A 23631-nucleotide genomic window follows, 5' to 3' on the forward strand; every position below is an offset into this window, starting at 1 on the left:
ATCACGCAGGGCAAGCAGGGTCCAGCCCCGGCCAACTGGATCGATCGGCCTGGTCGCGGCGGTGAAGAGCTCTGCGGCCCGGCGGTAGGAAAGCCGCCCTCGGCCGGTCACCGGACAGCGGTCGACTGCCGGCGTACAGGCGGGGGCCCGCCGGTCGGTGACGAACACGGGCCCCGCAGTGCGCCCGGTCAGCAGCATGGGCAGCAGGCGTGCTGTGCCCCGCCCCCAGCTCAGGGGGGTTACCGCGGGCGCCCTGGTGCGTCGACCGGGTAGGTCGAGGTGGTCGATGTTGAGGGCGAGCACCTGTTCGACGGGGGCTCTCGACTCGTGCAGGAGGTGCCACAGGGTCAACTCCCTGAGCGGAGCCCGCAAGGCGAGGGCGGCGCGGGCCCGATCCGGGTCGGCTGCGGTGACCCTCGCAGCCGCGGAAGCCCCAGAGGAGTCCGGCACCGGTCCTGGACACGGCGCCGGCGGCGCCAGCCCCGCGGCCGGGTCTGCGGTTATCCAGCCCTCTGCCAGCCACCATGCCGTAGCGGCTCGAAGGCAGGCCAGTTCGCGGGCCAGCGTGCGCGGCTCGGCAGCGGCGGCACGGTCGGACAGTGCCCCTTGCAGCCGCTGAGGGGCCCTCGGGTCGTCGAGCAGGGCAAGAGGGACCACAGGCGGGCGGGCCCCCCGACGCTCGCGACCGGTCGGAGCCCGGCGGTCGACCAATGGCCAGGACCACCCGGCCAGCGAGATGCGGTAGACGCGGCGGGAAGCGCTGCCGAGATCGGCCGCAGAGAGATAGCGGTCAACGGCGACGCTGTACTCCACCGGCGCCGGGCGAGGTGTTCCCACACCGTCGTTGTGGTGCTGACTCATGCTGGCCATCCGCAGTAAATGAACTCCATGAAGCCTGCCCTATTCTGCTGCCACCGATCCTACCACCAGGCATGTTGCAGTAAATACGGGCCATTTACTGCGCCAATTCATCCGGAAGTAAATGACTCGCGAAATACCGGAAATTATTTCCCGGAATCGCTTGCAGGTAATAGGTTGACAGAGGAAAAGTGCGGAGCCATGACGCTTCGCACTCGTCCGCCCGCTGCCTCCGGGCCCCGGGCCACCACCCACCGCCTGCGGACGCTGCGGTACTCCCGGTTCCGCCGCTTCCTCATCGGCCAGAGCACATCGCTGCTCGGCACCGGGATGAACACGATCGGTACGACTTTCGCCGTGCTGCAGATGCCCGGTGGCGGGGCCGGCACCGTCGGCGTGGTGATGGCGGCGCGGATCCTCGCGGTGCTGGCCGTGCTGCTGCTCGGCGGAGTGTTCACCGATCGGCTCGGAGCCCGTGCAGTCATGCTGACCGCGGACCTGCTCCGGTTCACCGCCCAGGGCGCACTGGCCGTACTGCTGCTCACCCATGGCGCGAGGGTCTGGGAAGCGGTGGTGCTGGCGGTGGTCCTCGGAGTCGGTGAGGGAGGATTCAGCCCGGGCCTGACGGCTCTGGTGCCCGGCCTCGTTCCTGCAGACGACCTTGCGGACGCCAACTCGCTGCTGCAGATCGCCCAGGCGGTGGCCTCGGTCGCAGGTCCAGGCCTGGCCGGTCTGCTCATCACCGTTTCCGATGCGGGCACCGTGGTCGCTGTCGACGCGGTCACCTACGGTGTGAGCATCCTGGCCTTGGCCGGGCTGCCCCTCTCACAGTCGGCCACGCCCCGCCAGGGGTTGGTCGCCGACCTGGGGCGCGGCTGGAGGGAGTTCACCTCCCGCACATGGCTGTGGGTCACGACCCTCCACATCGGCCTCTTCAACTGCGTCCTCTGGGCACCGTTCCTGGTGCTGGGACCGGCTCTTGCCCAGCAGCGGCTCGGCGGTGCCAGTGCCTGGGGGCTGGTGCTGGCCCTCTACGGAATCGGCTCGATCGGCAGCGGCCTGGCCCTGCTCGGCAGGAACCCCAACCGGGCACTCGTCTGGTCCGTGGCCGCGTCCCTGGGCTGGGCCCTCCCGGCAGCAGCGTTGGCGGCGCGGCTGCCGCTGGGCTGGGTGGCCGCAGCCGCACTCCTTGCAGGGGCCGGGGCAGCGGTGTGCAACACCCTGGTGACGACCGTCGTCCAGCGCGAGATGCCCGCCGAGGTCCGCGGACGTGTCAGTGCGTTCGACAGCCTGGGCGCCTTCGCCCTGGGACCGCTCGGACTGGCGCTGGCCGGGCCGGTGTCGGACGTCGTAGGGGCAGACCGGCTCCTCGGGCTCGGCGTGGTGTGGCAACTGACCGCGGTCGGGGTGATACTCGCGCTCCCGTCCGTTCGACGGCACGGCACAAGGTGACGGGTGAGGCTGTCTTCGACCGGGGCAGGCGGATGCGGCCGCGAATCGGCTCAGGCGTTCTCCGGCCCTGACCGCTGAGTGCCGGCCCAGGGTCCGGCGACGGTGGACGTACTGCCGGATCGGCCAGCGCCGTGAGCGGGATGCCGTGCGCGGGCCGGACCGCACCGCGTGGCCGGTCCCGCCCCGCCGGCCACGGCCGGAACGACTGGACGTGTCCACTCGTTCGAAGACGTTCCGTCGCTGCGAGCCCCGGCCCCACGTGCTTGCCTCAGGTTTGCGCCATGTCCACGAAACGGGAGTAGTGGCCCTGGAAGGCGACGGTGATCGTCGCCGTAGGGCCGTTGCGGTGCTTGCCGACGATGATGTCCGCCTCGCCCGCCCGCGGCGACTCCTTCTCGTACGCGTCCTCGCGGTGCAGCAGGATCACCATGTCGGCGTCCTGCTCGATCGAGCCGGACTCACGCAGGTCGGACACCATGGGCTTCTTGTCCGTACGCTGTTCCGGGCCTCGGTTGAGCTGCGAGAGCGCGATCACCGGCAGCTCCAGCTCCTTGGCCAGCAGCTTCAGGTTCCGGGACATCTCGGAGACCTCCTGCTGCCGGCTCTCCGACCGCTTGGACCCGGACTGCATCAGCTGCAGGTAGTCGATCACGACCAGCTTCAGGTCGTTGCGCTGTTTGAGGCGGCGGCACTTGGCGCGGATCTCCATCATCGACAGGTTCGGCGAGTCGTCGATGTAGAGCGGGGCGGCCGAGACGTCCGGCATACGGCGCGCGAGCCTGGTCCAGTCCTCGTCCGTCATCGTGCCGGACCGCATGTGGTGCAGGGCCACGCGTGCCTCGGCGGACAGCAGACGCATCGCGATCTCGTTGCGCCCCATCTCCAGCGAGAAGATGACGCTCGGCAGGTTGTGCTTGATGGACGCCGCGCGGGCGAAGTCCAGGGCCAGCGTCGACTTACCCATGGCGGGGCGGGCGGCGATGATGATCATCTGGCCGGGGTGCAGGCCGTTGGTGAGCTGGTCGAGATCGGTGAAGCCGGTCGGGACTCCCGTCATCTCCCCGGACCGTGAGCCGATCGCCTCAATCTCGTCGAGCGCGCCTTCCATGATCTCGCTGAGGGGCAGATAGTCCTCGGCCGTGCGCTGCTCGGTGACCGCGAAGATCTCCGCCTGTGCGCTGTTGACGATCTCGTCGATGTCGCCGTCTGCCGCGTACCCCATCTGCGTGATGCGCGTGCCCGCCTCGACCAGGCGGCGCAGGACCGCGCGCTCGTGCACGATCTGCGCGTAGTACTCGGCGTTCGCCGCGGTCGGGACCGTCTGGACCAGCGTGTGCAGATAGGGGGCGCCGCCCACCTTGGTGATCTCGCCGCGCTTGGTCAGCTCGGCGGCGACCGTGATCGGGTCGGCCGGCTCGCCCTTCGCGTACAGGTCGAGGACGGCCTGGTAGATCGTCTCGTGCGCGGGCCGGTAGAAGTCGTGGCCTTTGAGGACCTCGACGACATCGGCGATCGCGTCCTTCGACAGCAGCATGCCACCGAGGACGGACTGCTCGGCATCGAGGTCCTGAGGCGGCACACGCTCGAACGAGGCCCCTCCACCGTCCCACGCACCGCTGTCGCGGCCCCGGTCGTGCTGCTCGTCGCGGCCCCGGCCGTCCTCCCGGCGGCGGGAGGCGGGCACACGATCGCTGGGTCCACTGTCGGCCCACGGATCGTCCAAGGGCTCGGAAAGGCTCACCGGGCCGCCTCCTCCCGTCCGCCACGCGGACCTCGCCGTGCACCTCTGTTCTAGGACACGACACTGACAAAGCGAGAAGCCCAGCTCCGGTTCAGACGCGTCGGATGTACGCGTTCCCGAGGACGGACGGGAAGCGGGCGCCGGACCACGGTAGGCCCGTCGGCACCGTCAGCCAATCTGGTTATCCACAGGGCATGTGGATGACAGGCCCCATCCTGTGGAGAACCCCTCAAAACCTGTGCACGACACGGTGGACAGCGCTGTGAACAAGCCCGCGAATCCTCCCCTCGAACCCTCTTGACCTGCTACTTTCCCGTCCACCGGCTGTGCAGAAGAAAAACTTCCCCGGTCGGCTCAAGATCCTCACGAACGGTACACAGCACCGCGGCACCCGAGATTTACTGTAAGGGTCAGACCCCGATTGCGTCGCTTACCTGTGGACGATTAGATTGGTGGCCATGACACAGGCTTCCGCGCCACCCCGCGCCGGCCGACGCCGGTCCGACCGGGAGATCGTCGCCCTGGCCGTTCCGGCCTTCGGCGCACTTGTCGCAGAGCCCCTCTTCGTGATGGCCGACAGTGCGATCGTCGGCCATCTCGGCACCGCACAGCTGGCCGGCCTCGGCGTCGCCTCGGCCCTCCTCACCACGGCCGTGAGCGTCTTCGTCTTCCTGGCCTACGCCACCACGGCCGCGGTCGCCCGCCGCGTCGGCGCGGGCGATCTGCGGGCCGCCATCCGCCAGGGCGTGGACGGCATCTGGCTGGCGCTCCTGCTCGGCGTGACCGTCGTCGCCGTCGTCCTGCCGTCGGCCCCCGGCATCGTGGACCTCTTCGGCGCCTCACCGACGGCCGCCCCGCATGCGACGGCCTATCTGCGGATCTCGGCGCTCGGCATCCCGGCGATGCTCGTCGTCCTGGCCGCGACGGGAATCCTGCGGGGCCTGCAGAACACAAGAACACCGCTGTACGTCGCCGGCGCGGGCTTCGTCGCGAACGCCGCCCTCAACGCCGGCCTCGTCTACGGTGCCGGTCTGGGCATCGCCGGCTCCGCCTGGGGAACCGTCATCGCCCAGTGCGGCATGGCCGCCGTGTATCTCTCGGTGGTCACCCGAGGCGCTCGTCGGCACGGCGCCTCGCTACGGCCCGACATGACCGGGATTCGTGCCTGTGCCCAGGCCGGAGTTCCCCTGCTGGTCCGCACACTCTCCCTACGGGCGATCCTGGTGATCGCCACCGCCGTGGCCGCCCGGCTCGGTGACGTGGACATCGCCGCACACCAGATCGTCCTGTCCCTGTGGAACCTGCTCGCCTTCGCCCTGGACGCCATCGCCATCGCCGGGCAGGCCATCATCGGACGCCATCTCGGCGCGAACGACGCCGAGGGTGCCCGTGCCGCATGCCGTCGCATGGTGCAGTGGGGCGTCGTCACGGGGGTCTCGCTCGGACTGCTGGTCCTCGCCGCCCGCCCGCTCATCCTGCCGCTGTTCACCAGCGATCCGGCCGTGCACGACGCGGCCCTGCCCGTTCTGGTGCTCGTGGTCGCCACACAGCCCGTGTGCGGGGTCGTCTTCGTCCTGGACGGGGTGCTGATGGGGGCGGGCGACGGACCCTATCTCGCCTGGGCGATGCTGCTCACGCTGGCCGTCTTCGCTCCCGTGGCGTTGCTCGTTCCGGCCCTCGGCGGCGGGCTGGTGGCCCTGTGGGCGGCGATGACCCTGATGATGACGGTGCGGATGCTCACGCTGTGGCTGCGCTCCCGCTCGGGGCAATGGATCGTCACCGGCGCGACGCGCTGACCGAAGGCTGCCGTTTCACGATGTTTCACGTGAAACGCCACCAACACGTGGGGCCGCACCCCGAAGGGTGCGGCCCCACAGTCGCTTCAGCGAGTACTGCGCTTACGCCGCGACGACCTCGATGCTGACCTTGGCGGCCACCTCGGGGTGCAGACGCACGGACGTCTCGTGAGAGCCCAGCGTCTTGATCGGCACGCCCAGCTCGATACGGCGCTTGTCTACCTCGGGGCCACCGGACGCCTTGATCGCCGAGGCGATGTCGGCCGGGGTGACGGAACCGAAGAGACGGCCGGAGTCGCCGGAGCGGACCGCCAGGCGGACCTTCACACCCTCGAGCCGGGCCTTGACCTGGTTGGCCTGCTCGATGGTCTGGATCTCGTGGATCTTGCGAGCACGACGGATCTGCTCGACGTCCTTCTCGCCACCCTTGGTCCAGCGGATCGCGAACTTCCGCGGGATGAGGTAGTTGCGGGCGTAGCCGTCCTTGACCTCGACGACATCGCCCGCGGCACCGAGGCCGGAGACCTCGTGGGTGAGGATGATCTTCATGAGTCGGTCACCCTTCCCTTAGCGCGCGGTGGAGGTGTAGGGCAGCAGCGCCATCTCACGGCTGTTCTTGACGGCCGTGGCGACGTCACGCTGGTGCTGCGTGCAGTTGCCGGTCACGCGGCGGGCACGGATCTTGCCGCGGTCGGAAATGAACTTCCGCAGCATGTTCGTGTCCTTGTAGTCCACGTATGTGACCTTGTCCTTGCAGAAAGCGCAGACCTTCTTCTTCGGCTTGCGCACAGGCGGCTTCGCCATGGTGTTTCTCCTGTGTGATCAAGAAGTTGGGGTATGCCCCGCCCTCGACCCGGCCCGGTCCCGAGGACCCGACCCGAAGGTCTAGAAGGGGGGCTCGTCCGAGTAGCCGCCACCGCCGGAGCCGCCGCCCCAGCCGCCGCCACCACCAGCGCCACCAGCGCCGCCCTGGCCACCGGCCGGAGCGCTGGTCGCCCACGGGTCGTCGGCCGGAGCGCCGCCCTGCTGACCGCCGCCGGGGCCGCCGCCCCAACCGCCGCCACCCTGGCCGCCACCCTGGCCGCCACCGCCGCCGTAACCACCCTGGCCGCCGCGACCGCTGGTCTTGGTGACCTTGGCCGTGGCATTGCGCAGGCTCGCTCCGACCTCGTCGACATCGAGCTCGTAGACCGTGCGCTTGACGCCCTCACGGTCCTCGTAGGACCGCTGCTTCAGCCGGCCCTGCACGATGACGCGCATGCCTCGCTGGAGCGACTCGGCGACGTTCTCCGCCGCCTGGCGCCAGACCGAGCAGGTCAGGAACAGGCTCTCGCCGTCCTTCCACTCGTTCGTCTGGCGGTCGAAGGTGCGGGGGGTGGACGCGACGCGGAACTTCGCGACCGCCGCACCGGACGGGGTGAAGCGCAGCTCGGGGTCGTCGACAAGATTGCCGACAACCGTGATGACGGTCTCGCCTGCCATGGGGGAACCTCTCGGCGGGTTTGCTGCTGGCTGCTTGTACTGCTACTCGAATCCCGGGACCGGCTGAGCGCGGACGCTCAGTGGGTCTCGGGGCGGAGGACCTTGGTCCGGAGGACCGACTCGTTCAGGTTCATCTGGCGGTCGAGCTCCTTGACGACCGCAGGCTCGGCCTGCAGGTCGACGACCGAGTAGATCCCCTCGGGCTTCTTCTTGATCTCGTACGCGAGACGACGACGACCCCAGGTGTCGACCTTCTCGACCTTTCCGCCACCGTCGCGGACGACGGAAAGGAAGTTCTCGATCAGCGGGGAGACAGCGCGCTCCTCGACATCGGGGTCGAGGATGACCATCACCTCGTAGTGACGCATGTGGAACCCACCTCCTCTGGACTCAGCGGCCACGGTCGTTCCGTGGCAGGAGGGTTGTGATGCGTACGCAACGGTATCGGCCGCCACTGACAATCGGGGGCCGCTCGGCGGTTTCCCCGGCTCGGCCTGGACAGACACCGGTGCAGACGGTACAGAGTACCCGCACACGACTTCCGGTTGAAATCCGGGCCCGAGAGCCGTCAATCTGTACACATCGGGTGTGTATGGCGCTACGAAGCGCCGACTTCCGCAGGAGGTGCCCCATGGCACAGGTATTGCGACCCAGCACCACCGGTTCCCTCTTCGCCACCGACGGCAAGCCGCATCCCGTCCAGGACACCATGCTCGGGGTGACCCTGGTCCTCGGGATCACGGCCCTGGTCACGGCGATGTTCCCCAACCTGCATCTCGTCAGCTCCTGGACCGGCCTGGTGGGGATCATCACGGGCGCGTACGGACAGTTCATCTCCGTGACGACCCGCGAGCGCTTCGGCCTGGTCCTGGGTCTCGGTGCCGCCGCCATCGGCTTCTTCCTCGGCATGGCGCACGGCGGCCTGTTCGGCGGGGTCGTCGGAGGCTGACGCCGGAGCCGCCGGACGGTCACGGACCGCCCGGCGGTTCGCCGCACAAAGGTTCCACACGGCCAGACGGGGCGCTCGCAGGGCGCAGTAGGCTTCGGCGCGAGAGCCGGAGCCCCTGTACCCATGGGGACACACCAGCCCGAGGAGCGCCCCGAATGAGCCTGACCCTGAGGACGATCAGCCGCGAGCAGCATCTGGCGTACATCCAGAGCCTGCCGTCGGCGAGCCACATGCAGGTTCCGGCCTGGGCGGACGTCAAGGCGGAGTGGCGCTCGGAGAACCTCGGCTGGTTCGACAAGAGCGGCGAGCTGGTCGGTGTCGGACTGGTGCTGTACCGCCAGCTGCCCAAGATCAAGCGCTATCTCGCGTACCTGCCCGAGGGCCCGGTCATCAACTGGTTCGCGCCGAATCTGGACGAGTGGATCCGGCCGATGCTCGCACACCTCAGGCAGCAGGGTGCCTTCTCGGTGAAAATGGGCCCGCCGGTGATCATCCGGCGCTGGGAGGCCAACTCCATCAAGCAGGGCATCCAGAACCCCGACGTGAAACGCCTGCGCGACATCGAGGCGGACTTCATAGAGCCGCGTGCCTTCGAGGTGGCCGACAAGCTGCGCCGCATGGGCTGGCAGCAGGGGGAGGACGGCGGCGCCGGCTTCGGCGACGTGCAACCCCGGTACGTGTACCAGGTCCCCCTCGCCAACCGATCCCTGGAAGAGGTCCACAAGAACTTCAACCAGTTGTGGCGCCGCAACATCAAGAAGGCCGAGAAGGCGGGCGTCGAGGTCGTCCAGGGCGGCTACCAGGACCTCGCGGAATGGCAGCGGCTGTACGAGATCACCGCTGTGCGCGACCACTTCCGGCCCCGCCCGCTGTCGTACTTCCAGCGCATGTGGACGGCCCTCAACACCGAGGACCCCAACCGCATGCGGCTCTACTTCGCCCGCCACAACGGGGTCAACCTGTCGGCGGCGACCATGCTGATCGTCGGCGGGCACGTCTGGTACTCCTACGGCGCCTCCGACAACGTCGGACGCGAGGTCCGGCCGTCGAACGCGATGCAGTGGCGGATGCTGCGCGACGCCTACGCGCTCGGCGCCACCGTCTACGACCTGCGCGGCATCTCCGACTCGCTGGACGAGACCGACCACCTCTTCGGCCTGATCCAGTTCAAGGTGGGCACGGGCGGGCAGGCCGCCGAGTACCTCGGCGAGTGGGACTTCCCGCTCAACAAGCTCCTCCACAAGGCGCTCGACATCTACATGTCGCGCCGCTGACCTGCCGGAGCCCTGCCGGGGCGCTCGACTGCCGGGCATCGGGCCCCGCCGGCCGGGCGAATCCGTCACAATTCCCTTTCAGACCCTGACACACCGCAGCCACAAGAAAGGTTCCGGGACCGGCCATGGCGCTCACGCTCTATGTCGACACCGCGCGCTGGCGGGCACACCACAAGCACGTGCAGGAGCAGTTCCCGGGGCTCGTCCCCGTCTGCAAGGGCAACGGCTACGGCTTCGGCCACGAGCGGCTGGCGGAAGAGGCCACGCGTCTGGGCGCGGACATCCTCGCCGTGGGCACGACGTACGAGGCCGCCCGGATCAAGGACTGGTTCGGCGGCGACCTGCTGGTGCTGACCCCGTTCCGGCGGGGCGAGGAGCCGGTGCCGCTGCCCGACCGCGTCATCCGCTCGGTGTCGTCCGTGGACGGCGTGTACGGGCTCGTGGGAGCCCGTGTGGTCATCGAGGTGATGTCCTCGATGAAGCGGCACGGGGTGAGCGAGCAGGAACTGCCGCAATTGCACGCCGCCATAGAGAACGTCCGCCTGGAGGGCTTCGCCATCCATCTTCCCCTGGACCGCACGGACGGCTCCGATGCCGTCGAGGAGGTCATCGGCTGGATGGACCGGCTGCGCGCGGCCCGGCTGCCGCTGCACACGATGTTCGTCAGCCATCTCAAGGCCGAGGAACTGGCGCGACTGCAGCAGCAGTTCCCGCAGACCCGCTTCCGGGCCCGGATCGGCACACGGCTGTGGTTGGGGGACCACGAGGCGACCGAGTACCGCGGGGCCGTCCTGGACGTCACGCGCGTGTCCAAGGGTGACCGGTTCGGCTACCGGCAGCAGAAGGCGGCCTCCGACGGCTTCCTGGTCGTCGTGGCGGGCGGAACGTCGCACGGGGTGGGCCTGGAGGCCCCCAAGGCCCTGCACGGCGTCATGCCCCGCGCCAAGGGCGTGGCCAGGGCCGGGCTCGCGACGGTGAACCGGAACCTGTCCCCGTTCGTGTGGGCGGGCAAGCAGCGCTGGTTCGCCGAGCCCCCGCACATGCAGGTCTCGATCCTGTTCGTTCCGGCGGACGCCACGGAGCCGAAGGTCGGCGACGAGCTGGTGGCCCATCTGCGGCACACCACCACCCAGTTCGACCGGCTCGTCGACCGCTGAGCCCGCGCGGGACAGCACGAAGGCCGTCCACGGAGACCGTGTACGGCCTTTCGCACGGCGTCCCAGCACCCTGTTCGCTCAGGGCGAACCGTGTCCCGTGGGCTCCGTGCCCCGGCTGCCCCAGTCGACCTGCGGCCCGTCGAAGTGTGCGGCGTGACGCGGCGGATGAGCTGCGGCTCCCAGTACGAAGACGTCGGGGGCGCCGTCCAGCACGCCGCCCGCCGGGTCGTCGTCCCCGGCCCGGCGCACCATGTCCCGTTCCGGCATGAAGATGTCGCGCACGACGACGGCACACAGGTAGAGCGTCCCCAGCAGATGCACGAGGATCGCCAGTTGGTACCCGTCCGTCGGCAGACCCTTGTGGGCGTCTCCGCTGGTCGTGTACGCGAGGTACGTCCAGATCCCGAGGAAGTACGCCACCTCGCACGCCTGCCAGATCAGGAAGTCCCGCCAGCGCGGCCGTGCCAGCGCGGCGAGGGGGACCAGCCACAGCACGTACTGCGGCGAGTAGACCTTGTTGGTGAGGATGAACGCGGCGACGATCAGGAACGCGAGCTGAGCGAAGCGGGGGCGGCGCGGCGCCGTGAGCGTCATCGCGACGATGCCCACGGCGACGAAGAGCATCATGATCATCGCCCAGGCGTTGGCCGTGTCGAAGGTGATCTGCACGTCGAACCAGCGTGAGACGAACAGGAACACCGACCCGAAGTCGACCCCGCGCTCCCGGCTGAAGCTGTAGAACTTCGCCCACCCCTCGGGGGCGAGGAACATCACGGGCAGATTGACCGCGAGCCACGCGCCTGCGGCCCCCAGTAGCGCGGCCAGGAACTCACGCCACTTGCCCGCCCGCCAGCACAGCACGAAGAGCGGCCCCAGTACCAGGAACGGATAGAACTTGGCGGCCGTGGCGAGCCCGACCAGCAGGCCGAAGGCGAGGGCATGACCGCGCGACCACATCAGCATCGCGGCGGCGAGCAGGGCCACGGCGAGCAGGTCCCAGTTGATGGTGGCCGTCAGCGCGAAGGCAGGCGCAAGGGCGACCAGGAGGCCGTCCCAGGGGCGCCGGCGGTGAATGCGGGCGGCGCACACGGCGATGACCGCGGCGCACACCATGAGCATCCCCGCGTTGACCATCCAGTAGGTCTGCTCACGGGACTGGAGCTCCCCGCCGCCCGGTGTCAGCCATGACGCGACCTCCATGAACACACCGGTGAGAACCGGGTACTCGAGGTAGTCCATGTCGCCCGGGAGCCTGTCGAAGTACGGCACGAGACCGTCGGCGAAGCCGCGCCCCTGGTAGAGGTGCGGGATGTCCGAGTAGCAGGCATGTGTGTACTGCGAACTGGCGCCGAAGAACCAGCCGCTGTCGTAACAGGGCAGCTTCTGGACCATGCCGAGGGCGAACATCCCGATGGCGACGAGCGCCACGACTCGCACGGGTGTCCACCAGGACGTCCCGAGCAGCGCGCGTCGCCCGATGGGGCCCCCGATCAGCTCACTGCCGGCCGCGGCGACCTCGTCCTCCCTGGTCGGCCGCACCGTGTCCGGCTCGTGCACACTCGCTCGCGTCGTCTCCGCACTGGGCATGAGGGCCATCCTGCCGCATCCGGCTGAGGGAACGCCGAGGGCCGCCACACCTGACCGGTGTGACGGCCCTTCGTCGGCCGATGTTTCACGTGAAACAGAGCGTTTTACGTGAAACACAGTCCGTGACGACTACCCGTACGGGCCTCCGAAGATGCCACCGTTGCCGTTCCCCCGGGAGCTTCCGCTGCTGAGGGTGGGCGACGGTGAGGAGGTCGTTCCGCCCGTGCTGCCGCCGGTGGTACCGCCGTTGCTGGTGCCGCCGTTGGTGTTGCAGTTCCAGCCGAAGTTGCCGCAGGTGAAGCTCGGCGTCGGCGGGGGCGGGACGGTCAGCGACGGCGTGGGCGTCGGCGTCGGGGTCGGGCTGTTCGTCACCGTCTCGGTGGGCGTGGGCACCGCGCTCGGGCTCGGGGCGTCGTTGATGACCTCGCCGATGGGTTCGGGCGTGGGGAAGGACTCCGCAGGCTGGTTCTTGAGCGCCTGCGCCATGTAGTCGTGCCAGATCTCGGCGGGGAACGAAGCACCGTGGATCTTCTTCTGGCCGCCGGTTCCGTACATCTCCAGGAACTGGCGCGACTTGTTCTTCTCGTTGTCGTCCATGCGGTACATGCCGATCGCCGTCGACAGCTGCGGGGTGTACCCGACGAACCAGGCCGACTTGTTGCCGTCGGTCGTACCGGTCTTGCCCGCCACATCGCGGCCGGGCAGCTGCGCCGCGGTACCGGTGCCCTTCTCGACCACGGTCTTGAGGACGTCGGTCACATTGTCGGCCACCGGCCGGGTGAACGCCTCAGTGGGCTGCGCGGTGTACTCGAAGGCCGTCCCCTCAATGCCGGTGACCTTTTGCACGGAGTACGGCTCGTTGTGCTTGCCCCTGGCGGCGAAGGTGGCGTAGGCGCCGGCCATGCGGATCGCGCTCGGAGAGGAGGTGCCGATGGAGAACGACGGGAAGCGGGCGCTGGCGAGGCTGGACTTGAGGATGCCCGCGTCCAGGGCAGCCTGCTTGACCTTGTCCAGGCCGACATCCATGCCGAGCTGGACGTAGGCCGAGTTGACCGACAGACGCATCGCCTCGCGGAGGTCGATCTTGTAGTCCGGCGGGCTCCCCACCGACTCATTGCCGTCGTTCGTCTGCAGCCACTCCTCACCCTTCTCGTTCTTCCAGACGCTCTTGTCGTACTCCATGATCTTGAGCTTGTTCTTGCCGCTGTACATGCTCTTGACCGAGGCCTGCTTGCGCTCGTCCTGCGCCTGGGAGGGCAGCCCCTCGGGGTTGCGGACGCCGTACTGCATGGCCGCCGCCAGCACGAACGGCTTGAACGTCGATCCCACCTGGGCGCCGGTGGAGTCGGCGTTGTCGGTGAAGTGCTTGGTCGCGTCCTCACCGCCGTAGATGGCCTTGATGGCACCCGTCGCGGGGTCCACGGAGGCGCCGCCGAACTGCACGAAGGTGTCCGTCTTGGGACGTTCCTTGGGCTTGATGTTCGCCTTCTGCACCTTCTGCACCGCGGCCTGGAGCTGGTTGACCTTCTTCTTGTCGAAGGTCGTGTAGATCGAAAGGCCGCCCTGCTGCAACCTGCTCGCGGTGATGTGGGTCTGCTCACTGTGGGTGACCAGATAGCTGTTGGCGAGGTCGACGAGATAGCCGATCTGCCCGCTGAGCCGGGTGTTGGACCGCGGGTTCTGGACGGGGGGGAGCTTGGTGTAACGGGCCCGCTCCGTCGCGTCCAGATGGCCGTACTGGACCATCTTGTCGAGGGTGTCCTGCATCTGCAGCTCGGCCCGCTTGCGGTTCTTGTCAGGGGTGGCTGCGATCGGGTCGATCGACGTCGCACCCGCCGGGTCGTAGTACGTGGCGCCCTTGAGCATCGCCGCCAGGAAGGCACACTCGCCCGGGTTCAGGTCCTTGGCCTCCTTGTTGAAGTACGCGCGGGCGGCGGCCTGGATGCCGTAGGCCCCGCGACCGTAGTACGCGGAGTTCAGGTAGCCGGCCAGAATCTCGTCCTTCTTGACGGTGGCCCCCACCTTGATGGAGATGAAGATCTCCTTGAACTTCCGCGAGATCGTCTGGGACTGGTCGTCCAGCCTGGCGTTCTTCACGTACTGCTGGGTGATGGTGGAGCCACCCTGGGTCTGGCCGCCCGTGGCCATGTTGAAGACGGCGCGGGCGATGCCCTTCGGGTCGATGCCGCTGTCCGTGTAGAACGTCTTGTTCTCCTGGGAGATGACGGCGAACCGCATCGCCTTCGGGATCTCCGAGAAGCTGATGATCTGGCGGTTCGTCTCACCGCCCGTGGCGACCATCTGGGTGTTGTCGGCCCAGTAGTAGACGTTGTTCTGCGCGGTCGCGGTATCCGCCACCTTCGGGACGCTCACCATGGCGTACCCGATGCCCGCGACCGCCACCAGACTTCCTATGAAGCCGATGAACAGCCCCGACGCCAGCTTCCACGACGGCAACCAGCGCGCGGCTCCGTACTTGCCCGCGCGCGGGTAGTCGATGAAACGCTTCCTGGACGGGTCGGGGCCGCGTCCCCTGCCGCGGCCGGGCCCGTTCGGGCCGCCGGGACCGCCGCGGCGGCCTCCGCCGCCGCCGGCGCCGCGTCCCGCGCCGTCGGCCGCTCTGCGTCGGCCGCCCGTGCTCTTCTGTGCGGCCCGCCGGGCCTCGGCACGGCTCCCGTACGGGCGCTCCTCACCTCCGGCCCCATAAGAGTCGGAGGAAGACCCGGTGGCGCCTCGCGGTGCCGCTCGGCGGCCGGAGGGCGCCGACTGGCCGCGTCGGGCCGCGGCGCGTCCGCCTCCCTGCGGCTGCGGCGGTTTGCGACGGTGCTCGCTCATCGAACGATTACTCCTCGGGCAGGCGCACCCTTGCGCGCCTGGAAACGGCGGCTGGTTTCCGGTCCCCCCGAAGTACGGATGCGGTCGTCGACGCATTCACCCGTACTGCACCGAGGACGAGGACGTCCCCAGTCGTCACTCGGTTCCCGGTGATGTGCATGGCGCACAGACTACGCACCGTCAAAACCCGCCGAGTCCCGAAGTTCCCCCCAAACCAGGCAACTCGCTGCCACGAATCGGTGATGTGACCCCGTTCACCGTGCCCCCTCTTGTCCCACCAGAAGCAGCGTTCTATCGTGCTGATGTATCGAGTCGATACATCAGCACGACATAAAGACCATGCGGACGGCACAGCGGCAGGAAGGGAGGCGCTCATGAGCCGGCGTTCCGGGATCCTCGAGTTCGCCGTCCTCGGCCTGCTCCGCGAGTCCCCGATGCACGGCTACGAGCTGCGCAAACGACTCAATACGTCACTGGGTGTATTCCGCGCGTTCAGCTACGGGACGCTCTACCCGTGCCTGAAGACGCTGGTCGCCAACGGCTGGTTGACCGAAGAGTCGGGCAGCGCCGCCGACGACGTCCTCGCCGCTGCACTCGCGGGGCGCCGCGCCAAGATCGTCTACCGGTTGACGGCGGACGGTAAGGAACACTTCGAGGAACTGCTCTCCCAGACCGGTCCCGACGCGTACGAGGACGAGCACTTCGCCGCGCGTTTCGCCTTCTTCGGGCAGACGTCCCGCGACGTACGCATGCGCGTCCTCGAGGGCCGCCGGAGCCGGCTGGAGGAGCGTCTGGAGAAGATGAGTGCCTCCCTGGCCCGTACCCGGGAGCGCCTCGACGACTACACCCTCGAGCTCCAGCGCCACGGGATGGAGTCCGTGGAGCGCGAAGTGCGCTGGCTGAACGAGCTCATCGAGAGCGAGCGGGCCGGACGGGACCTCAGAGGCCCCGACGGCTCGGCTCGCAACAGCACATCGGGAGAGACGGGCGGCCTGCCCCGGCACCGGGACAGCACCCGGCCGGATCCGTCCGACGACACCACCACGTGAGGCCCAGTCGGGGCTTCACCTCGTACACACAGGGAGCAACCGGAATGGGTTCGGTTCGCGTAGCCATCGTCGGCGTGGGCAACTGCGCGGCATCGCTGGTGCAGGGAGTCGAGTACTACAAGGATGCCGACCCGGCGGCCAAGGTCCCGGGTCTGATGCACGTCCAGTTCGGCGACTACCACGTCCGTGACGTCGAGTTCGTCGCCGCGTTCGACGTGGACGCCAAGAAGGTCGGGCTCGACCTGGCGGACGCCATCGGCGCCTCCGAGAACAACACCATCAAGATCTGCGACGTCCCGTCCACCGGCGTGACGGTGCAGCGCGGCCACACCCTCGACGGTCTCGGCAAGTACTACCGCGCCACCATCGAGGAGTCCGCCGAGGCCCCGGTCGACGTCGTCCAGGTACTCAAGGACAAGCAGGTCGACGTCCTCGTCTGCTATCTGCCCGTCGGCTCCGAGGCGGCGGCGAAGTACTACGCCCAGTGCGCCATCGACGCCAAGGTCGCCTTCGTCAACGCCCTTCCGGTCTTCATCGCCGGCACCAAGGAGTGGGCCGACAAGTTCACCGAGGCGGGCGTGCCGATCGTCGGCGACGACATCAAGTCGCAGGTGGGCGCCACCATCACGCACCGAGTCATGGCCAAGCTGTTCGAGGACCGGGGTGTCGTCCTGGACCGCACGATGCAGCTGAACGTCGGCGGCAACATGGACTTCAAGAACATGCTCGAGCGCGAGCGCCTGGAGTCCAAGAAGATCTCCAAGACGCAGGCCGTCACCTCCCAGATCCCCGACCGGGACCTCGGCGAGAAGAACGTCCACATCGGCCCGTCCGACTACGTGGCCTGGCTCGACGACCGCAAGTGGGCTTATGTCCGCCTCGAGGGCCGCGCCTTCGGCGACGTCCCGCTGAACCTGGAGTACAAGCTGGAGGTCTGGGACTCCCCGAACTCCGCGGGTGTCATCATCGACGCCCTGCGTGCCGCGAAGATCGCCAAGGACCGCGGCATCGGCGGCCCCGTGCTGTCCGCGTCGTCGTACTTCATGAAGTCCCCGCCGGTCCAGTACTTCGACGACGAGGCCCGCGAGAACGTCGAGAAGTTCATCAGGGGCGAGGTCGAGCGCTAACAGGGCCGGGCGCACACGCGCCGAGGCCGCTCCACCGGGCTTCGCAGGGTTCCCGGGCGTACCGCCCGGGAACCCTGCGCGTGTGCGGGCCGTCCACCCCCGGATCCCTGTGCCTATGTGAGGCTGTGGCCCATGTCCGTCGTGCGCGACCTGCGCGTCCTGCTGCGTTTCCGGGACTTCAGACGCCTGCTGGCCATACGGCTGCTGTCGCAGGGGGCGGACGGCGTGTACCAGGTCGCGCTCGCCACGTACGTCGTCTTCTCCCCGGAGAAGCAGACCTCACCCGTCGCAATCGCCTCCGCGATGGCCGTGCTGCTCCTTCCGTACTCTCTCGTCGGCCCGTTCGCGGGCGTCCTGCTGGACCGCTGGCGCCGCCGCCAGGTATTCCTCCACGGCAACCTCCTGCGCGCCCTCCTGGCCTGCCTGACGGCCGTCCTGATGCTGAGCCGTGTCCCGGACTGGCTCTTCTACGTCTCCGCGCTGTGCGTCACCGGCGTCAACCGCTTCGTCCTCGCAGGCCTGTCCGCGGCGTTGCCCAGGGTCGTCGACGCCGAACGTCTGGTGATGGCCAACTCCCTCTCCCCGACCGCCGGCACGCTCGCGGCGACCGCGGGCGGCGGACTCGCCTTCGCCGTCCGCCTGGCGGCCTCGGACTCGGACGCCCCGGTGGTGCTGCTGGCCGCCGCCCTGTATCTCTGCTCGGCCCTCGTCTCGCTGACCCTGGCACCCCAACTGCTGGGCCCCGACCCGGAGTCGGTGCCGCCCCGGCTGGGCACCGCCCTCGTCGCGACCGCGCGTGAACTGGTGGCGGGGCTGCGGCATCTCCTGACGCCGCCGCGCCGGGAGGCCGCCTGGGCGCTGACCGCGATGACCTGGATGCGGTTCTGCTACGGGGCGCTGCTGGTACTGGTGCTGATGCTCTGCAGGTACGCCCTGTCCTCGGACGCGGAGAGCGGGCTCGCCCTGCTGGGGCTGGCGTTGGGAGTGTCGGGCGCCGGGTTCTTCGCCGCTGCCGTGGTGACGCCGTGGGCGGCGGGACGGCTCGGTCCGGGCCGCTGGATCGCCGTGTGCGCCGCGGCCGCCGCGCTTCTGGAGCCGGCGTTGGGCCTCCCGTTCGCAACCGCACCCATGCTCGTCGCCGCGTTCGTTCTGGGGCTCGTCACCCAGGGTGCGAAGATCTCCACGGACACGATCGTCCAGTCCAGGGTCGACGACGGCTTCCGCGGGCGGGTGTTCTCCGTCTACGACGTGCTCTTCAACGTCGCTTTCGTCGGTGCCGCCGGGATGTCCGCCCTGATGCTGCCCCCTGACGGCCGCTCAGCCGTCCTGGTTGTCACGGTCGCCGTTATCTACGCAGCGGTAGCTGCATCTATGTCCCGCTTTGAACGCCAGTAAGTGTCACATCAGTGCTACGGAGCCTCACTCGACTTCAGTGTTGTCAGTGGGGACCGGTAGCTTACGGGCGTCTTATCTTGCGCCATGCGCATCCACGTTCGAGGGGGGACCCCCAAAGTGACTACTCCGCCGCCCCAGGGCCAGAATCCGTACGCCCAGCAGCCCGCTCCGCCCATGGGGCAGCAGCCCGGCCAGCCGGGAGTTCCGCCGCAAGGGGCCCCTTACGCGCCGTTCCCGAACCAGGGCGCTCCCACACCTATACCGCCGCAGGGCGGTCGGGGGGGACGCGCGGGCAAAAAGGTGGTGCGCGTCGTCGGCATCATCGTCGTCGCCGTCATCATCGGTGTCATCAAGTTCGGTATCGGCTGGTGGGCGAGCGAGACCGACGCGGAGACGACGTCGGTGGGCGCCTGCATGCACAACGACGGTACGGACTCCAACGCTGACCTGAGCGAGGTCGACTGCTCGTCCAGCAGCGCCCAGTTCAAGGTCGTCGAGAAGTTCTCCGACACCAGCGACGACAGCAAGTGCGAGGCGGTCAAGGAGGCGACGGCCTCCTACGTCCAGTACGGCGGCGGCCACGATGTCGTGCTGTGCCTGAAGGAGAACAAGTAACACGTTCGGCATACGCGCAGGGGCGGTGTTTCACGTGAAACACCGCCCCTGCGCGCGTCGTCCCCGGTCATGTTTCACGTGAAACATGACCGGGTCCGTCACCTCAGCTCTGCTCGGTCCACCATTCCTTGAGTGCCGCCACCGCGGCATCGTGCTCCATCGGCCCGTTCTCCAGACGAAGCTCCAGCAGGAACTTGTACGCCCGGCCGATGACCGGACCCGGGCCGACACCCAGGGTCTCCATGATCTGATTGCCGTCCAGGTCGGGCCGGATCGCGTCCAGCTCCTCCTGCTCCTGGAGTTGGGCGATGCGTCGCTCCAGGCCGTCGTACGCACGTGAGAGCGCCGTCGCCTTGCGCTTGTTGCGGGTGGTGCAGTCGGAACGGGTCAGCTTGTGGAGACGGTCCAGCAGCGGGCCCGCGTCACGCACATACCGCCGTACCGCCGAGTCCGTCCATTCACCGGTGCCGTAGCCGTGGAAACGCAGATGGAGTTCGACCAGGCGCGAGACGTCCTTCACCAGGTCGTTGGGGTACTTCAGGGCCGTCATCCGCTTCTTGGTCATCTTGGCGCCGACCATCTCGTGATGGTGGAAGGAGACCCGGCCGTCCTGCTCGAAGCGGCGCGTCCTCGGCTTGCCGATGTCGTGCAGCAGCGCGGCGAGCCGCAGGGTCAGATCGGGTCCGTGCTCCTCCAGCGCCATCGCCTGCTCCAGGACGATCAGCGTGTGGTCGTAGACATCCTTGTGCCGGTGGTGCTCATCGCGCTCCAGCCGCAGCGCGGGAAGCTCCGGCAGGACGTGGTCGGCGAGTCCGGTCTCGACCAGCAGCGTCAGCCCGTCGCGCGGGTGCGCAGACAGAACCAGCTTGTTCAGCTCGTCCCGTACACGCTCGGCCGACACGATCTCGATGCGGCCGGCCATCTCCTTCATGGCCGCCACGACCTCGGGCGCGACCTCGAAGTCCAGCTGGGCCGCGAAGCGTGCGGCCCGCATCATCCGCAGCGGGTCGTCGGAGAAGGAGTCCTCGGGGGTACCCGGGGTACGCAGCGTGCGGGCGGCGAGGTCGACGAGCCCGCCATGGGGATCGACGAACTCCTTCTCGGGCAGCGCGACGGCCATCGCGTTGACCGTGAAGTCACGCCGGACCAGGTCCTCCTCGATGGAGTCCCCGTACGACACCTCGGGCTTGCGCGAGGTGCGGTCGTACGCCTCGGACCGGTAGGTCGTGATCTCGATCTGAAAGCGTTGAACAACGTCCCCGACGCGGGCTTGCTTCTGGGCACCGACGGTCCCGAAGGCGATCCCGACCTCCCATGTCGCATCCGCCCACGGCCGCACGATCTTCAGCACGTCCTCGGGGCGGGCGTCGGTGGTGAAGTCGAGGTCGTTGCCGAGCCGGCCGAGCAGGGCGTCCCGCACCGAGCCACCGACCAGGGCGAGCGAGAACCCCGCCTGCTGGAAACGGCGGGCAAGGTCGTCGACGACAGGGGACAACCGCAGCAGTTCACTCACCGCGCGGCGCTGCACCTGGCTCAGGGCACGGGGGTTGTCTTCGTTGGCGTTCGGCACAACAGAAAAGAGTACGTGCCCCCTGCCACGGCGAGCGCCTTCATTAAACCTGCACGAGCACTCCGTGAACACGCACAGGCACTCCGTGCACACGCCCTCTCCGGTATGCGTACATAAGGGACGCGCCGGAGCTCCGTTTCGATCTTGTGGTGCCACTGCGGCACTTCCCCTCCGCGCACATCGTTACCATGCGTGGACGCACATTCCGACGACCACTGACGACGACGAGGGACGGGCGAGCGCGTGGCCGAGGCGGCAGAATTCCAGGGGATGAGTTCCTCACCTGCCCGCCGGTGGCTCCGGCGCACCGGGGCACTGCTTGCCGGCGCGCCCCTGCTGGCCGGTCTGCTGCAGCTGCCCACCGTCCCCTCGGCTCAGGCCGCCACGCAGCGGGCCGCGGCGGAGGCAAGCGGCTCCCACACGGTCACCGTGTCCCTCGACGCGCTCAGCCCCAGCGCACCGGCCGACGACGACACCCTCACGGTCTCCGGCACGGTCACCAACCGCGGCAAGCAGGCCGTCACGGACGCCCACGTGGGCGTCCGCGTCGGCCCGTCCCTGAGCAGCCGCTCGGCCATCGACAGCGCCGCCCGGCGCAGCGGCTACCTGCCGGGTGTCGACGGCTCGGAGATCGGCGGGAAGTACGTCGCCAAGTTCGCCGAGCTCGCCCCGGGCATCTCCCAGGACTTCAGCATCTCCGTGCCGGTCAAGAAGCTCGACCTCGGCGCCGACGGGATCTACCAGCTCGGCGTCTCGCTCTCCGGCCAGACCGCCGCGGAGCCCTACGAGCAGGTGCTCGGCATCCAGCGGACGTTCCTGCCCTGGCAGCCTGACGGTACCGACACCAGGACCCGGACGACCTGTCTGTGGCCGTTGATCTCGACGGACCACATGACCGCGGAGACCCTTCCCGACCAGGAGCAGACGCCCGTCTTCCGCAACGACGACCTGGCCAAGGAGATCTCGCCGGGCGGACGTCTCTCCCAGCTGCTGTCGCTGGGCAGGAACCTCGACGTCACGTGGGTGGTCGACCCGGACCTGCTCGCCTCCGTGGACGCCATGACCGGGAGCTACAGCATCAAGGGCCCCGGCGACAGCGTCACGGCGGGCAAGAACCAGGCGGTCGCCAAGCAGTGGCTCGCCGACCTCGAGAAGGCGGTCCAGAACAGGGAGGTCGTCGCCCTCCCCTTCGCCGACCCCGACCTGGCCTCGCTGGCCCACAACGGCAAGAGCGTCACCGGCTCCCTGAGCCATCTCAAGGACGCCACGGACGTGGCCGCGAGCACCGTGCAGACCATCCTGCACGTGAAGCCCGAGACGGACTTCGCCTGGCCCGTTCAGGGCGCGGTCGACCCCTCGATCGTCAAGGTCGCGACCTCCGCCGGAGCGGACAAGGTGATCGCCCGCAGCGACAGCCTGAGGGAGAGCCGGGCCCTGCCCTACACGCCCACCGCGGCACGCCCCATCGGCGGCGGCACCACGGCGGTGGTCGCGGACGACGGGCTGTCGACCGCGTTCGAGGGCGACATGACGGCGGCCGCCGGCTCCACGCTCGCCGTGCAGGAGTTCCTGGCCCAGAGCCTGATGATCAATATGGAGGAACCGCAGAGGGAACGGAGCATCGTGGTCGCGCCCCAGCGGATGCCGTCCGCGAGCCAGGCCCATGCCATGGCGCAGGCGCTGGCGGCCCTCCAGAGCGGTACCTGGTCGGAGTCCGCCGAGCTGTCCGAGGCCGCCAAGGCCAAGCCGGATCCGAGCGCCAGGACGGAGGTGCCGTCCTCCTCCCGCTACCCGTCCTCGCTGCGCCGGGCGGAACTGCCGCGGTCGGTCTTCCAGCAGATCAAGAACACACAGGACAAGCTCGACAGCTTCAAGGTGATCCTCACCGGACCCGCACGGGTCGTCACCCCCTTCGGGCGGGCCATAGACCGCACCATGTCCGCCTCCTGGCGCGGTCACACCACCCAGGCGTCGGTCTTCGGCCAGGACGTGGAGTCGTACCTCGACGGGCTGACCGGCCAGGTACGGCTGATCGAGAAGTCCGAGACCAAGCTCTCGGGCCGCAGCGCCACGATCCCCGTCACCGTGCAGAACAACCTCATGCAAGGGGTCGACCACCTGGTCCTGCGGCTCACCTCCCAGCAGCCGACCCGACTGAAGATCGGCAACGGCCCCTACGGGGAGCAGGGCATCACCGTCTCGGGCGGGCACAGCCAGTCGGTGAAGTTCACCACCACGGCCAACGCCAATGGCCGGGCCTCCGTGATCGCCCAGCTGTTCACGGAGGACGGCCAGGCGTACGGGCCCGCCGTCACCTTCGACGTGAACGTCACCGAGATCACGCCCACGGTGATGCTGGTCATCGCCGGCGGTGTGCTGCTGCTGGTGCTCGCCGGGTTCCGCATGTACACCCAGCGCAAGCGCCTGGCCGCACGGCAGGCCGCGGAGGAGCCGACCGACCCGGAGGGCCCCGACCCGGAGGGCCCGGACGCCGCGCGGGAGGGGGCGCTGAACACGGCCGCGGGCGGGACCGTAGACACTGGGGGCACCGAAAACTCCGTCCGTGCAACCGAAAGCTCGGCGACGGCATCCGAACAGGAGTCGGACGCGGAGTCCGGGGCAGGCGACCCGGAGCAGCCGAGTGACCCGGCACCGGACACCGCACCGGAAAGCGCAGACCCGTCCGGCACGGGTGAGAAAGTGGAGCGTTGAGCGATGTCGTGGCCGGTGGGCCGGGGACGATG

18 protein-coding genes are annotated in these 23631 nt (G+C 68.8%); 10 read left to right on the forward strand and 8 right to left on the reverse strand.

Going from position 1 to position 23631, the window contains the following annotated elements:
• Positions 1-1059: 1059 nt before the first annotated feature.
• Entirely contained in the window at positions 1060-2310 is a 1251-nt protein-coding gene (locus ACFYMU_RS00480) for an MFS transporter (protein ID WP_388366183.1), read from the forward strand.
• A gap of 268 nt (positions 2311-2578) precedes the next feature.
• Here ACFYMU_RS00480 and dnaB read toward each other — a convergent pair whose 3' ends face one another.
• Positions 2579-4051 carry a replicative DNA helicase gene (gene dnaB, locus ACFYMU_RS00485; protein WP_388366185.1) on the reverse strand — a complete coding sequence of 491 codons (1473 nt, stop codon included), beginning with the start codon at positions 4049-4051 and terminating at the stop codon, positions 2579-2581.
• A gap of 458 nt (positions 4052-4509) precedes the next feature.
• Here dnaB and ACFYMU_RS00490 point away from each other — a divergent pair, with 458 nt between their 5' ends.
• The gene (locus ACFYMU_RS00490) at positions 4510-5847 is read left to right on the forward strand and encodes an MATE family efflux transporter (RefSeq protein ID WP_388366187.1); all 1338 of its coding nucleotides are present in this window, start codon (positions 4510-4512) and stop codon (positions 5845-5847) included.
• Positions 5848-5949: 102 nt separating this feature from the next.
• Here the strand turns inward: ACFYMU_RS00490 and rplI are convergent, their stop codons facing one another.
• The 4 genes from rplI to rpsF form a co-directional block, all read right to left on the reverse strand.
• Positions 5950-6396, reverse strand: coding sequence for a 50S ribosomal protein L9 (gene rplI / locus ACFYMU_RS00495; protein ID WP_388366189.1), 447 nt, complete (start codon positions 6394-6396; stop codon positions 5950-5952).
• Positions 6397-6414: 18 nt separating this feature from the next.
• A complete protein-coding gene (gene rpsR / locus ACFYMU_RS00500; RefSeq protein ID WP_003949403.1) occupies positions 6415-6651 on the reverse strand; it encodes a 30S ribosomal protein S18 in 237 nt (78 codons plus the stop codon).
• An 81-nt stretch (positions 6652-6732) separates the two neighbouring features.
• Positions 6733-7329, reverse strand: coding sequence for a single-stranded DNA-binding protein (locus ACFYMU_RS00505; RefSeq protein WP_388366191.1), 597 nt, complete (start codon positions 7327-7329; stop codon positions 6733-6735).
• 77 nt (positions 7330-7406) lie between these two features.
• Positions 7407-7697, reverse strand: a complete 291-nt coding sequence (rpsF, locus tag ACFYMU_RS00510) for a 30S ribosomal protein S6 (RefSeq protein ID WP_388366193.1) — start codon at positions 7695-7697, stop codon at positions 7407-7409.
• Between the two features lie 263 nt (positions 7698-7960).
• Here rpsF and ACFYMU_RS00515 point away from each other — a divergent pair, with 263 nt between their 5' ends.
• The 3 genes from ACFYMU_RS00515 (at position 7961) to ACFYMU_RS00525 (ending at position 10709) form a co-directional block, all read left to right on the forward strand.
• Positions 7961-8278 (forward strand): hypothetical protein, encoded by a 318-nt coding sequence (locus ACFYMU_RS00515; protein ID WP_388366195.1) that lies wholly within the window; start codon positions 7961-7963, stop codon positions 8276-8278.
• 155 nt (positions 8279-8433) lie between these two features.
• Positions 8434-9552 carry a lipid II:glycine glycyltransferase FemX gene (locus ACFYMU_RS00520; protein ID WP_388366197.1) on the forward strand — a complete coding sequence of 373 codons (1119 nt, stop codon included), beginning with the start codon at positions 8434-8436 and terminating at the stop codon, positions 9550-9552.
• Positions 9553-9677: 125 nt separating this feature from the next.
• Positions 9678-10709, forward strand: coding sequence for an alanine racemase (locus ACFYMU_RS00525; protein ID WP_388366199.1), 1032 nt, complete (start codon positions 9678-9680; stop codon positions 10707-10709).
• A gap of 78 nt (positions 10710-10787) precedes the next feature.
• On the opposite strand, the gene ACFYMU_RS00530 is transcribed toward ACFYMU_RS00525, so the two are convergent.
• Both ACFYMU_RS00530 and ACFYMU_RS00535 read right to left on the reverse strand, forming a co-directional pair.
• The gene (locus ACFYMU_RS00530; RefSeq protein ID WP_388366201.1) at positions 10788-12296 is read right to left on the reverse strand and encodes a glycosyltransferase family 87 protein; all 1509 of its coding nucleotides are present in this window, start codon (positions 12294-12296) and stop codon (positions 10788-10790) included.
• Between the two features lie 129 nt (positions 12297-12425).
• Positions 12426-15131, reverse strand: coding sequence for a transglycosylase domain-containing protein (locus tag ACFYMU_RS00535; RefSeq protein WP_388366203.1), 2706 nt, complete (start codon positions 15129-15131; stop codon positions 12426-12428).
• Between the two features lie 374 nt (positions 15132-15505).
• Between ACFYMU_RS00535 and ACFYMU_RS00540 the strand changes: the two genes are divergently transcribed.
• The 4 genes from ACFYMU_RS00540 to ACFYMU_RS00555 all read left to right on the forward strand — a co-directional run bounded on the left by ACFYMU_RS00540 (position 15506) and on the right by ACFYMU_RS00555 (position 19317).
• The gene (locus ACFYMU_RS00540; protein WP_388366205.1) at positions 15506-16180 is read left to right on the forward strand and encodes a PadR family transcriptional regulator; all 675 of its coding nucleotides are present in this window, start codon (positions 15506-15508) and stop codon (positions 16178-16180) included.
• 44 nt (positions 16181-16224) lie between these two features.
• Positions 16225-17307, forward strand: coding sequence for an inositol-3-phosphate synthase (locus ACFYMU_RS00545; RefSeq protein ID WP_388366207.1), 1083 nt, complete (start codon positions 16225-16227; stop codon positions 17305-17307).
• A 132-nt stretch (positions 17308-17439) separates the two neighbouring features.
• Positions 17440-18702 carry an MFS transporter gene (locus tag ACFYMU_RS00550; RefSeq protein WP_388366209.1) on the forward strand — a complete coding sequence of 421 codons (1263 nt, stop codon included), beginning with the start codon at positions 17440-17442 and terminating at the stop codon, positions 18700-18702.
• Between the two features lie 117 nt (positions 18703-18819).
• The gene (locus ACFYMU_RS00555; RefSeq protein ID WP_388366210.1) at positions 18820-19317 is read left to right on the forward strand and encodes a hypothetical protein; all 498 of its coding nucleotides are present in this window, start codon (positions 18820-18822) and stop codon (positions 19315-19317) included.
• A gap of 103 nt (positions 19318-19420) precedes the next feature.
• Here ACFYMU_RS00555 and ACFYMU_RS00560 read toward each other — a convergent pair whose 3' ends face one another.
• Entirely contained in the window at positions 19421-20887 is a 1467-nt protein-coding gene (locus ACFYMU_RS00560; RefSeq protein WP_388366212.1) for a CCA tRNA nucleotidyltransferase, read from the reverse strand.
• A 243-nt stretch (positions 20888-21130) separates the two neighbouring features.
• On the opposite strand from ACFYMU_RS00560, the gene ACFYMU_RS00565 reads away from it, so the two are divergent.
• Positions 21131-23599 (forward strand): DUF6049 family protein, encoded by a 2469-nt coding sequence (locus ACFYMU_RS00565; RefSeq protein WP_388366214.1) that lies wholly within the window; start codon positions 21131-21133, stop codon positions 23597-23599.
• Positions 23600-23631: the final 32 nt, after the last annotated feature.

Source organism: Streptomyces sp. NPDC007264 (assembly GCF_042869095.1).
Taxonomy (GTDB): domain Bacteria; phylum Actinomycetota; class Actinomycetes; order Streptomycetales; family Streptomycetaceae; genus Streptomyces.